Source organism: Streptomyces sp. (assembly GCF_019510245.1).
GTDB lineage: Bacteria > Actinomycetota > Actinomycetes > Streptomycetales > Streptomycetaceae > Streptomyces.
This window is the reverse complement of the sequence record NZ_JAEKKT010000150.1, coordinates 77,119-89,176: the sequence shown is the minus strand read 5'-3', so window position 1 is coordinate 89,176 and position 12,058 is coordinate 77,119. Positions and strand designations below refer to the sequence as shown.

The window sequence follows — 12,058 nt, the reverse complement described above, 5'->3', positions numbered from 1 at the left end:
CCGGGGCAGCGACGGTGGGTTTTCGACGTGCGGGTGGGAGAGACGGCCCGGGGCGGCGACGGTGGGTTTTGACGTGCGGGTGGGAGAGGCGGCGGGAACGGGGTCCCGGTGGGTTTTGACGTGCGGGTGGGGGAGCTTGCGGGGGCCCCAGAGGGTTTTGACGTGCGAGTGGGAGAGCTTGCGGGGGTGGGGCCCCAGAGGGTTTTGACGTGCGGGTGGGGGGTGTTCTGGGGTGCCGGCGGTTGTGGGACGGGTGCGGGTGGGTGGGGGCTGGGCGCGCAGTTCCCCGCGCCCCTGAAGGGGCGCTGGCCCGGCCGTTTCTTTCAAGCCGCGGGCAAGGGTGGCGCGGCGGCGCCCGGCTTGCGCCGGTGAGCGTCCCCACCCCCGGTCCCCCACGACTCGCTTGGTCACAAAGTGCACTAGGAACTGCACTCGCAGGGCACTATGAAGCACGTGGCAACCGCGAGGTCACCCCAACGCGCTGTCGGGGTCGGTAGCGGTGCGGGCCGGATGCGCGGTGCCGTCCGCTCGGTCGGTCGTGCCCTGCACCTTCCGGTGACCGGTACCGCCCGCGGCATCCGCAAGGCCACCCACGCGCACGGCGCCGGCGAGTCCGGGCTGGGGAAGCTGATCGAACTGCACGCGGTCAACGGCGCGGGGGACGTGATGATCACCGTCGCGCTCGCCTCGACCGTGTTCTTCTCCGTGCCCACCGACGAGGCCCGCGGCCGCGTCGCGCTCTACCTCGCCATCACCATGGCCCCCTTCACCGTCCTCGCCCCGGTCATCGGCCCCCTCCTCGACCGCCTCCCGCACGGCCGCCGGGCCGCGATGGCCGGCGCGATGCTCGCCCGGGCGCTGCTCGCGCTGATCATCGCGGGCGCGGTGGCCGGCGGCGGCCTGGAGCTGTATCCGGCCGCGCTCGGGGTGCTGGTCGCGTCGAAGGCGTACGGCGTGGTGCGCAGTGCCGTCGTGCCCAGACTCCTTCCGCCCCGGTTCTCGCTGGTCAAGGCCAACTCGCGGGTGACCCTCGCCGGGCTGCTCGCCACCGGGGTCGCCGCGCCGATCGGGGCCGGGCTGCACGCGATCGGCGACCCGTGGCCGCTCTACGGCGCCTTCGTGATCTTCTTGGCGGGAACCTTTCTCTCCTTCTCCCTCCCCCCGAAGGTGGACTCCGCCAAGGGCGAGGACGTGGCGCTGCTCGCCGCCGACGAGGACCACCTGCACGGCCCGCTCCGGAAGGAGACGAAGCGGCCGGGGCTGCGGACGGTCGGGCCCGCCGTCACCCACGCGCTGGGCGCCAACGCCGCGCTGCGCTGCCTCTCCGGCTTCCTGATCTTCTTCCTGGCGTTCCTGCTCCGCGAGCACCCGCTGACCGGCGAGAGCGCGGCCGTGTCGCTCGGGATCGTCGGGGTCGCGGCGGGCGCCGGCAACGCGCTCGGCACCGCGGTGGGGTCGTGGCTGCGCTCCCGGGCGCCGGAGATCATCATCGTGGCGGCGGTGGCCCTGGTGCTGGGCACGGCGGTCGTCGCGGCGCTGTTCTTCGGCGCCTTCCTGGTGGCGGTGCTGACGGCGATGGCCGGTTTCGGGCAGGCGCTGGCCAAGCTCTCCCTGGACGCGCTGATCCAGCGGGACGTGCCGGAACTGGTGCGTACGTCGGCGTTCGCGCGCTCGGAGACGCTGCTTCAGGTGGCCTGGGTGTTCGGCGGCGCGGTGGGCATCGTGATGCCGCTGAACGGCACCCTGGGACTGGTGGTGGCCGCCGCGATCGTGGCGGCCGGCTGGCTGGCCACCCTGCGCGGCCTGCTCAGCTCCGCCCGGCACGGCACCCGCCCCCACCCGCGAGTGGCGTAACGAACCGGGCACGCCGTACCCCACATGGGGAGACGGCCCGGAGCGCCCGATAGCCTTCGGCCATGACCACGCTGCAATCCCGCTCGCGACGCCGCCGCGTCGTCGCCGCCGCCGGCGCCGTTTCCGCCGGACTGCTCGTCCTGTCTGCCTGTGACAAGCCGACGCCGATCGCCACGATCACCGTCGGTACGTCCTCGGTCAACTCCGAGGCCACCTGCTACAACGACGGCAAGGCCCTGGACACGGAATCCCTCACCAAGTGCCTGAAGGACACCGGGATCAAGTCCATCAAGGTGGACCCGGACGACACGGTCCGCTTCGGTGTCGACCCGAAGATCGCGGACAACGGCTGGACGATCCTGATGAACGGTCAGGCGCTCACCGACTCCAGCTCCAAGACCTACCGCACGATCCCGGGCAGCGTGTTCTTCAACGCCCAGTACGGCGCCTCCGGCAACTCGACCCTCGTCTCCATCAAGGAGGGCGACAAGTCGGTGCTGGGCCTGTGGTCCTTCAAGCTCAAGAAGGACGCCTGACCACGTCCGCCGCGCGGATCCTCGTAGCCACCGCGGTCCCGGCGGAACGGGACGCGGTGGCCCGGACGTTCACCCGTCCGGAAGAGGTACGGCTGCCGGCCGCGACGCTGCTGCGCACCGCCGGGGGGTACGACCTCCTCGCCGCCGGGGTCGGTCCGGCCCTGGCCGCCGCCGGCACCGCGACCGCCCTCACCGCCGCCGCCCTCGACGGCCGCCCCTACGCGCTGGTCGTCTCCGCCGGGATCGCCGGCGGTTTCCAGCCGGAGGCCCCCGTCGGCTCGCTGGTCGTCGCCGACGAGATCACCGCGGCCGACCTGGGCGCCGAGACGGCCGACGGGTTTCTGCCGGTCACCGAGCTGGGCTTCGGGACCGTCAGCCACCGCCCACCAAATTCACTCGTACGAGTGACAGCTCAGGTCACCGGGGCTCGCCCCGGAGCGGTACTCACCGTCTCCACGGTGACCGGAACCGCCGCCCGCGCGGCCGCGCTGCGGACCCGGCACCCGGGCGCCCTCGCCGAGGCCATGGAGGGCTTCGGCGTCGCCGAGGCGGCCGCCGCGCACGGCGTGCCCGTGCTGGAGCTGCGCGCGGTCTCCAACCCCGTCGGTCCCCGCGACCGCGCCGCCTGGCGGATCGGCGACGCCCTTGCCGCCCTGACCGAGGCCTTCGGGAAGCTCGTGCCCGCCCTGGAGAGTTGGAACCCACATGACCACCGCTGACCCGTTGCGCATCGCGTACTCGCCCTGCCCGAACGACACCTTCGTCTTCGACGCCCTCGCCCACGGCCGGATCCCGGGCGCGCCCGCGCTCGACGTGACCTTCGCGGACATCGACATCACCAACGGCATGGCCGAGCGCGGCGAGTCGGACGCGCTGAAGGTGTCGTACGCCGTGCTGCCGTACGTCCTCGACGCGTACGCGCTGCTGCCCTGCGGCGGCGCGCTGGGGCGGGGCTGCGGGCCGCTGGTGCTGACCCGGGAGGCCGGGGCGGACCCCACGGGCCGTACGGTCGCGGTGCCGAGCGAGAAGTCGACGGCCTACCTGCTCTTCCGCCTCTGGGCCGCGGACACGCTGCCGGGCGGCGTGGGCGAGATCGTCGTCATGCCGTTCCACGAGATCATGCCGGCCGTGCGGGACGGGAAGGTCGACGCGGGGCTCGTGATCCACGAGGCGCGCTTCACCTACCAGAACTACGGCCTGCACAAGCTCGCGGACATGGGCGAGCACTGGGAGGACACGACGGGCCTGCCGATCCCGCTGGGCGCGATCATCGCGAAGCGCTCGCTGGGCGCCGAGGCGCTCACCCGCCTCGCCGACTCGATCCGCGCCTCCGTCCACGCGGCCTGGGACGACCCGGAGGTGTCCCGGCCGTACGTCATGGCACACGCCCAGGAGATGGACCCGGCCGTCGCCGACCAGCACATCGGGCTCTACGTCAACGAGTTCACCTCGGAACTCGACGAGGACGGTTACGCGGCGGTGCGCGGACTGCTCACCCGCGCGGCCGCCGAGGGACTCGTCCCGCCCCTCGGCCCGCACGCACTCGATTTCCCCTAGGAAAACGCACGGGACTTACCCGCTCCGAGAGGCATATGCCGCTCGCGCGGCTACACGTCCAGCTGGTCCGCGACCGCGCGCAGCAGCCCGGCGATCTTCGCGCCGGCGACCTTGTCCGGGTAACGGCCGCGCTCCAGCATCGGCGTGATGTTTTCGAGCAGGGTCGTCAGGTCCTGCACGATCGAGGCGAGCTCGTCCGGCTTCTTGCGCTGGGCGGCGGCGACCGAGGGGGTGGGGTCGAGCAGGACCACGGAAAGTGCCTGGTCACCACGCTGACCGGCGACGACGCCGAACTCCACGCGCTGGCCCGGCTTGAGTGCGTCGACCCCGTCGGGGAGAACCGAGGAATGGACGAAGACGTCACCGCCGTCGTCGCGGGAGAGAAAGCCGAAGCCCTTCTCGCTGTTGAACCACTTGACCTTGCCGGTAGGCACGTCTGTCCTCGTCCTCGTATCTCGTCGGAAACTGCTCGGAAAACTTCTGAATGCAACAGCTCTGGAACGGGCCTTGATAGCACTCGGGCGGGTCGACCACGACCCGCCGGTACCAAGGCTAATGGTCTTCGGGCGCGTGACAAGACGTCGCCCGGTTGTTCCTTCGGGCAGGGAACTACCCTGGTCGAGTGCGTGACAAAACCCAAGCGAATTCCACCGGGCCCGGTGACCGACTGGTCCGTGCCGGAGCCGTGGTCTTCTTCATCGGTACGGTGGCCACACTCGTCACCGTGATACCGCTGTTCCTCGGTGCGAAGCCTTTTCCGACGTACATGTACCTGCTGAGCATGCTCATGGGCGTCGGCTTCCTGGTCGCGGCCGCCGGAGTGCTCCAGTCGGTCGCGGCCGGACGCCGTCAGGCGCGGGAGGCGTCCTCCCGGTAGCCGGCCAGCCAGGCGGGCAGCTCGGTGAGGTCGGCGAGCACCACGTCGGCGCCGGCCGCGCGCAGCTCCTCGGCGTCACAGGGCCCGGTGGCCACCGCCACCGACAGGGCTCCCGCCTTGCGTGCCCCGCGTACGTCTCCGACGTGGTCGCCGACGTACGCGCCCGCGGCGTGCTCGCGCAGCGCCACCGCCTTCTGCTCGGCCCACAGGTCGCCGACGACGGCGTCCGGGACTATGCCGAGGCGGCCCAGGTGCAGTTTCGCGTTGGGCTCGTACTTCGCGGTGACCACCACGCTCTTCCCGCCGGCGTCCCGCACCGCGGCGATCGCCTCCCGCGCACCCGGCATGGCGGGCGTCGCCGCGATGGCGATCTCCGGGTACATCGCCCGGTACAGATCACTCACCTCCGCGATCCGCTCGGCCGGAAACCAGTGCACCAGCTCCTCGGCGAGCGGCGGCCCCAGCCGGGTCACCGCCAGATCGGCATCGATGTACGTCCCGGTCCGCTCGGCGAGCGCCAGGTAGGTCGCGTGAATTCCGGGACGGGAGTCGATGAGCGTCATGTCGAGATCGAAGCCGACGGTGAGGGGGCGAGGAGTCATAGGGGCCATTTTGCAGGGTGGGGGGTGCAGGGTGGAGGGTGCCGTGAGTGGGGGGCTGGGGCCGGGTGGGGCCGGGTGGGGCCGGGTGGGGACGCTTACCGGCGCTTGCCGGGCGCCGCCCGCGCCCACCCTCCCCCACGCTCGGCTTCGCTCGCGCAGGGGGACCCCCGTCGCCCCAGCGGCACGACTGCCCGCGGCTCTTTGGGACACGGCCGAGCAGCGCGCCCCAAAGGGGCGCTGGGGGTACCCCCGGCCGAAGGCTGGGGGAGGAACTGCGCGACCAGCCCCACGCACCTGCGGCCGCCCGACAACAGGCCGCCCCGCCCCCTACCGCGTCCTCTGTGACCGCCAGACCACAAAAACGGCCGAGGCCAGCGCAGCGCCCCGGACCACCCACGGCCATGTCTCCGCGACCGCACCGCTCATCTGCCCCTGGGCGATCGGTGCGCCCCACCGGCCCGCGCTGCGGCCCCACAGCCACACCAGACCGGCCGCGACGGACAGCCCCGGTACCCACATCACCGCCAGCTTCGTCTCCGCCGGGGTGAGCCGACGGGAGCCGTAGGCGATGGCCCAGCCGAGGACGAGCGCGAACCAGTTGCCGAGGACCGCGCCCACCACGAGCGCGCCGGCGGCGAGCAGGAGGAGGGGGTTGCTCCAGCCGGTGGCGGGGCGCGGGACGACGCGGATCCGGCGGCGGCCGGACGGCGCGGCCTCCTCCACCACAGGGGCCGCCTCCGGCTCGGCCGGCTCCTCCGGCGGCTCCGCCTTCCGCAGCCGCGGCCTGCTGAGCAGCTCCGGGATCTCCACCCCGCCGACGAACCCCGGCACCCCGTCGCCGTCCCCGAACGGGCTGCTGTCCACCCGCCACCAGTCCGGCGGCGCCGCCACACCGTCCGGCTCCGCGGGCCGCGGGCGCGGTACGACGCGCCGCAGGTCCTCGGCGGCCGGTACCGGCGGCTGCGCGTCCCGTTGGACGGGGACCGTGCCCGCCGGCGAATGCGGCCGCGGTGCGGCGCTCGCCGTCGTACCGCCCGCCGCCTCGACGACCTCGTCGGGCGTGCCCAGCCGGTCCAGGATGCGCCGTACCGCGGCCGGACTGTCGACGGTCGCCTTCGCCCGCTGCCGGTCGATGTCGTTGCGCAGCCCGGAGACCAGCCGCATCCGCTCGGCCGACGACAACTGGCGCTGGTGCGCGATGTCCCCGACGCGGCTCAGATACTCGTAGACGACCTGATCACTCTCGATACCCACGAAGTCCCCTCCGGGGCCGGTACGTTGCCTTGGATTGTTCCGCCGGAACGACGGTAGCGCAGGCCACGGCTCATGTCGGCCTGCACACCAGCGGGTAGCGGGTCTCGGAGCAGGGGCGGTTGCCGTACTCGCGCAGGATGTCCTTGCCGCCCTGGTCGGTGAGGTAGCGCAGGAAGGCGGCGGCGATGGAGCCGGCGGGCGGTTCGCCGTAGGTGTAGGCGTACTCGGTCTGCCAGTACGGGTAGGTGCCCTGTTCGACCCCTTCGAGGGTGGGCGACATGCCGCCGACGTCCAGCTTGACGAGGTTGCCGGCCGGCACGCTGCTGACCTCGCTGTAGCCGAGGGCGCCGGAGTCCGCGCTCACGGCCGCCAGGAGGGTGTCGGTCGTGGTGACTTCACAGACGCCGTACTTGTCCGGGCTCAGCGCCGCGCAGTCGTTGACGTCGGCCTCCGGTACCGACTTGCCCGCGAGGACGCGCTGTTCGAGGGCGTTGCGGGTGCCGGAGCCGCGGTGCCGGTTGACGAGGTGGACGGGGACATCGTGGCCGCCGACCTGGGACCAGTTCCTGACCTTGCCGGCGTAGATGTCGCGGACCTGCCGGAGGGAGAGGTTGTGGACGTCGGCGGCGTCGTTCACGACGAGGGTGAACAGGGAGTAGACGACCGGCCGGGGCAGCAGTTGCGCGTGGTCGCCCTCGGCCGGGCCGTCGGTGAAGGTGATGTGGTCGCCGAGTCCCTCGTCGCCCTTGATCCCGGCGCTCTTGCCGGCCTGCTGGAGCGTGGTGAGGCCGTCGGTGCTGCTCTGGAAGGTGCCGTCGTCGATGGGGATGTCCGCCCCCTTGGCCGCGCACAGCTTCGTGTACTGCTTGGCCGCGGCCGTCACCGCGGGCGCGAACGCGGTCGAGCCCGACAGGTGCAGGGTGCCGCCGGCGCAGTCCAGCGGGGCGGGCTTGGCGGGGAAGAACAGGGTCAGGCTCGCCTGCACGAGGACCGCCGCCGCCAGCAGGGCCAGACCGCCCACGGCCGGCCGGGAGGCGAAGGTGTGGCTCTCGGTGTGGGCCAGCTTGAGCCGGGCCAGCCAGCGGACCCAGGCGAAGGAGTGGTCCATGCCGCCGGTCACCGCGGCCTGGAACTCCGGCGGCGGGAAGGGCGCGTGCTCGCTGCCGCCCCGCCGCTCCAGCACCGCCAGGATCTTGTAGTGGGCGCCGGGGTTCAGCGTCACCTTGGGCAGCCGGATGACGCCGACACCGTCCTCCCAGTCCTTCCCGAAGCCCTCGGTCTCCTGGGTCCTGCCGTCGCGGGTGGTGACGAAGAAGTGCCGGAGGGTGGGCTGGCTGAGTTCGGTCACCGCCATGCCGACGACCCGGCGGTCGCGGAACAGCACCCGGATGCCGGTCCGGTCGTCGGGCGGGGTCAGGTAGTCGCCGGGGACGATCTCCCGCCAGCCGGCGTTCTCGATCCGCACCAGTACGAACGAGGGTTCCACCAGTTCGTGGCCGTCGTCCCGCATCCGCGCTAGCACGTCGGCGCTCGGCGCGTGCGCGGTGTCCGTGGCCAGGGTGTCCATCTGGAGGCGGTAGCCGAGCCGCTTGCGGCGGATGACGACGAACTCCCAGAAGAACGCCAGCACCGGGATCACGACACTGAAGATCGCGACGACGTTGTTGAAGTTGAGTTCGACGCCGAGCGTTCGCACGACCGTATCCCCCGAATCGCCGTGTCCCACCGCGTAGTTGCCGTCGCGCGGTGGTCAGGGAGCCCAGGGTGACGACCGGGTGCCGAGTGTTGCCAGGGGTGCCGTGATCCTCCCGCTGAAATTCATTCGCCGGACAACTCCGCAACGTTCCGTTCGCCCCGTGGCTGCCCCTCACACAGAAACGGCCGCGGGACAGGTGATCCCGGTGCCCGGCCCGCACCCGCTACCGTGGGTCGGATGAGCAACCCGGCCACCCCGCCGCGTTCCCTCGCGGAGGCGCTCCGGGCCAGGGACGACGCCTCCCTGGCCGTACTGCTGCGTGCCCGCCCCGACCTCATCACCCCCGTCCCCACCGACCTGACCCAGCTCGCCACCCGGGCCGGCACCCGCGCCTCGGTGCTGCGCGCCCTGGAACGGCTGGACCGCTTCGCCCTGCAGACCGCGGAGGCCCTGGCGGTGGCCGGCGACCCGGCGTCCTACCGGGAACTGCTGGGCCTGATGGCCGGGGACGGCGGGGATGCGGCCGTCGCCGGCGAGCTGCCGCGGGCCGTCGCCGCGCTCCGCGACCAGGCACTGGTGTGGGGCGACGATGACCGGCTGCGGCTGGTGCGGACCGCCCGCGAGGTGCTCGCCCCGTCCCCGCAGCACCCGTCGCCGACCGGTCTCGGCCCGGCCGTGCGGGAGGCCACCTCGGGGATGTCGCCGGGCCGGATCCAGGAGATCGTGGCCGCCGCCGGGCTGCCCTCCACGCACGACTCGGTCTCCGCGGTGGACGCGCTCACCAAGCTGTTCGGCCACCGGAAGAAGATGGCGAAGCTGCTCGCCGCCGCGCCCGCCGAGTCCCGCGAGGTCCTCTCCCGGCTGGTCTGGGGGCCGCCGTACGGGCAGATCACCCCCGAACCGGCCGCCCACCTGCGCTGGCTCCTCGACCGCGGGCTGCTGCTGCCGACCGCGCCCGGCACCGTGGTCCTGCCCCGCGAGGTCGCCCTGCACCTGCGCGAGGGCCGCGCCCACCGCGAACCGGAGCCCGTGCCACCGGCCGTCGAGCCTGCCGCCGTCCACCGTCCACAGGTTGTGGACGCGACCGCGGCCGGGCAGGCGTACACCACCCTCGCGACCGTCGAGGAGCTGCTGAAGGACTGGGACGAGGGCGGTCCCGCGGTGCTGCGGGCCGGTGGCCTGAGCGTCCGGGACCTCAAGCGGACGGCCGTCGCCCTGGACGTGCCCGAGCCGGTCGCCGCCTTCTGGGTCGAGCTGGCCTACGCGGCCGGGCTGCTCGCCTCCGACGGCGAGGCCGACGAACGCTATGCGGCCACCCCCGCCTACGACGAGTGGCTGGACCGCCCGCCGGCCGAGCGCTGGGCCCAGCTGGCCGAGGCCTGGCTCACCGCGACCCGCGTCTCCGGCCTGGTCGGGGGCCGGGACGCCAAGGACCGCGCCCTGTCCGCGCTCGGCCCCGGCCTCGACCGCTCCGCAGCGCCCGAGGTACGGCACCGGGTGCTGTCCCTCCTCGCCGCGCTCCCGGAGGGCGCCGCCCCGGCCCCCGACTCGGTGCTGGCCCGGCTGCGCTGGGAACGCCCGCTGCGCGGCCCCCAGGTGGGGGTCCCCCCGCGCGAGCCAAGCCGAGCGTGGGGGAACGGCGACGACCTGCGCACCCGGCTGGCCCGCTGGACGCTGTCCGAGGCCGAGCTGCTGGGCGTGACCGGGCGCGGGGCGCTGTCGGCACACGGCCGCGCGCTCTTCGGCGCACCGGCCGCGGGGAAGACGTCAGGCCAGGCCGCGGAGCCGTCCGGCCCGGGCGACAAGCTCCCGGTGCACCGTCACCACCTCTCCCCCGCACTCGAACCCCTCTCCCCGCCCGAACAGGCCGTCGCCACCGCGGCCGCCGGCCGGCTGCTCGCCCCGCTCCTGCCCGAGCCCCTCGACCACGTCCTGCTCCAGGCCGACCTGACCGCGGTCGCCCCGGGCCCGCTGCGCCGCCCGCTCGCCGACGCGCTGGGCATCCTCGCCGACGTCGAGTCGAAGGGCGGCGCCACGGTCTACCGCTTCACCCCCGCCTCCGTCCGCCGCGCCCTGGACGCCGGCCAGACCGCAGCCGACCTGCACGCCTTCCTCGCCACCCACTCCCGCACACCGGTCCCGCAGCCGCTCGCGTACCTGATCGACGACGTGGCCCGCAGGCACGGGCACCTGCGGGTGGGCGCTGCATCGGCGTACGTCCGCTGCGACGACGACACCGTCCTCAACGAGATCATGGCCGACAAGCGGGCCTCGGGCCTGCGCCTGCGCCGCCTGGCCCCGACGGTGCTCGCCACCCAGGCCGACCCGGCCGCCCTCCTGGAAGGCCTGCGCGCGATGGGCTACGCGCCCGCCGCCGAGTCCGCCGAGGGCGATGTCCTGATCACCCGCGCCCACGCGCACCGCACCCCGCCCCGCACCGCCCCCGAGCCGGTCCCGGACGGCCCGCCGCCACCGGACTCCACCCTCCTCGCGGCGGCGATCCGCGCGATCCGCGCGGGCGACCTCGCGGCCACCACCCCGCGCAAGGGCGGCGGCGCCGCGGTCAGGGGCGGCGAACTCCCGCGCACCACCGCCGCCGAGACCCTCGCCACCATGCAGGCCGCCGTCCTCACCGGCGACACCCTCTGGATCGGGTACGTGAACGCCGAGGGCACCGCCAGCCAGCGTGTCATCGCTCCCATCCGCGTGGAGGGCGGCTTCGTCACGGCGTACGACCACACGGCCGACGAGGTGCGTACCTATCCCTTGCACCGGGTGACGGGCGTGGCGGAACTCGCGGAGGACTGAACCGCCCCGCCGGCCGCTGGAAAGGCAGCGATGCGCCGTCGTCCGGCCGCGGCTGCGTCGTGGCCGGTCGCGCGGTTCCTCCCCCCAGCCTTCGGCCGGGGATACCCCCAGCGCCCCTACAGGGGCGCTTCGGTCTCGGGCCGGCAGCCCCAACCGGAGCGTCGGGCGGCCGGGCCGAAGAAGGCCGTCCGCGGCGCCGTCGTGGCCGGTCGCGCAGTTCCTCCCCCAGCGCCCCTGTAGGGGCGTTCCGGTTCGGGGCGCTTCACGGTTCGCCCCTGCTAACAGTCCCGCACCGGTGAGTCGGCCGGCAGGCCGAAGTGGGTGCGGGCCGCGGTGCGCAGGCCGGTGGAGGTCATACCCCGGTCGAGGCGGGACGCCGCATAGTGGCTGAAGTGGTGTTCCTCCCACTCGGCGCTGTCGTCCTCCGGCGCCTGTTCCTCGGAGACGACGCGATAGCCACCGTCGGCCGGGTCCCTCTCCAGCCGCACCACCTCCGGTGTCTCCGCACCGCTGCACAGCACCAGGGCGCCCGCGCGCTCGCCGTACTCCTCACACAGGGTGTTGATACCGGCCCGCACCCGGCCCCCGCTCTCCTCCAGGTCCAGCACCTCCGCCCGGCAGAACCACCGCGACCTGAGAGCGTGCTCGCTCTCCCCGGCCCCGGTCCCGGCGGACTGCGTCACCAACCGCGCCTCGATCACCGGACGCACCTGGTCCCACAGCCCGGCGTCCACCGCGCTGGACCCACGCGCCCACACCCCGGTCGCCACCAGCACCACCACGGCCCCCGCGCCGGTACCCCAGATGCGTACGGACGTCACCCCAGCCTCCCCACCGGGGCCACGCCCGTCCGTGGCCCCCTCGGACATGACAC

The 12,058-nt window shown here is 73.5% G+C and carries 11 protein-coding genes; 6 read left to right on the top strand and 5 right to left on the bottom strand.

Annotated elements, in window-relative coordinates; all coding sequences use genetic code 11:
• Window positions 1–444 precede the first annotated feature (444 nt).
• The 4 genes from JF597_RS27350 (at window position 445) to JF597_RS27335 (ending at window position 3,947) form a co-directional block, all read left to right on the top strand.
• A complete protein-coding gene (locus JF597_RS27350) occupies window positions 445–1,854 on the top strand; it encodes an MFS transporter (RefSeq protein WP_294001305.1) in 1,410 nt (469 codons plus the stop codon).
• A 62-nt stretch (window positions 1,855–1,916) separates the two neighbouring features.
• Window positions 1,917–2,390: a DUF2771 domain-containing protein gene (locus JF597_RS27345; protein WP_294001303.1), complete on the top strand. Its 474-nt coding sequence runs from the start codon at window positions 1,917–1,919 to the stop codon at window positions 2,388–2,390.
• Window positions 2,360–3,109 (top strand): futalosine hydrolase, encoded by a 750-nt coding sequence (locus JF597_RS27340; protein ID WP_294001300.1) that lies wholly within the window; start codon window positions 2,360–2,362, stop codon window positions 3,107–3,109. Before JF597_RS27345 ends, JF597_RS27340 begins: the two co-directional genes overlap by 31 nt.
• Entirely contained in the window at window positions 3,096–3,947 is an 852-nt protein-coding gene (locus tag JF597_RS27335) for a 1,4-dihydroxy-6-naphthoate synthase (protein WP_294001298.1), read from the top strand. The genes JF597_RS27340 and JF597_RS27335 overlap by 14 nt, the downstream gene beginning before the upstream one ends.
• Window positions 3,948–3,997: 50 nt before the next feature.
• Here JF597_RS27335 and JF597_RS27330 read toward each other — a convergent pair whose 3' ends face one another.
• Complete coding sequence (locus tag JF597_RS27330; RefSeq protein WP_294001296.1) at window positions 3,998–4,381, bottom strand: cold-shock protein; 384 nt, start codon at window positions 4,379–4,381, stop codon at window positions 3,998–4,000.
• Between the two features lie 188 nt (window positions 4,382–4,569).
• Here JF597_RS27330 and JF597_RS27325 point away from each other — a divergent pair, with 188 nt between their 5' ends.
• Entirely contained in the window at window positions 4,570–4,824 is a 255-nt protein-coding gene (locus JF597_RS27325) for a hypothetical protein (protein ID WP_294001293.1), read from the top strand.
• Here JF597_RS27325 and JF597_RS27320 read toward each other — a convergent pair.
• From JF597_RS27320 to JF597_RS27310, 3 genes are all read right to left on the bottom strand, one after another.
• Window positions 4,797–5,426, bottom strand: coding sequence for an HAD family hydrolase (locus JF597_RS27320; protein WP_294001290.1), 630 nt, complete (start codon window positions 5,424–5,426; stop codon window positions 4,797–4,799). The two genes, JF597_RS27325 and JF597_RS27320, sit on opposite strands and share 28 nt — an antisense overlap.
• 327 nt (window positions 5,427–5,753) lie before the next feature.
• Window positions 5,754–6,680 (bottom strand): hypothetical protein, encoded by a 927-nt coding sequence (locus tag JF597_RS27315; RefSeq protein ID WP_294001287.1) that lies wholly within the window; start codon window positions 6,678–6,680, stop codon window positions 5,754–5,756.
• 70 nt (window positions 6,681–6,750) lie between these two features.
• Window positions 6,751–8,376 (bottom strand): substrate-binding domain-containing protein, encoded by a 1,626-nt coding sequence (locus tag JF597_RS27310; RefSeq protein WP_294001284.1) that lies wholly within the window; start codon window positions 8,374–8,376, stop codon window positions 6,751–6,753.
• Window positions 8,377–8,613: 237 nt separating this feature from the next.
• On the opposite strand from JF597_RS27310, the gene JF597_RS27305 reads away from it, so the two are divergent.
• Complete coding sequence (locus tag JF597_RS27305) at window positions 8,614–11,184, top strand: helicase-associated domain-containing protein (protein ID WP_294001281.1); 2,571 nt, start codon at window positions 8,614–8,616, stop codon at window positions 11,182–11,184.
• Window positions 11,185–11,462: 278 nt separating this feature from the next.
• Here the strand turns inward: JF597_RS27305 and JF597_RS27300 are convergent, their stop codons facing one another.
• The gene (locus tag JF597_RS27300) at window positions 11,463–12,005 is read right to left on the bottom strand and encodes a hypothetical protein (protein WP_294001278.1); all 543 of its coding nucleotides are present in this window, start codon (window positions 12,003–12,005) and stop codon (window positions 11,463–11,465) included.
• Window positions 12,006–12,058: the final 53 nt, after the last annotated feature.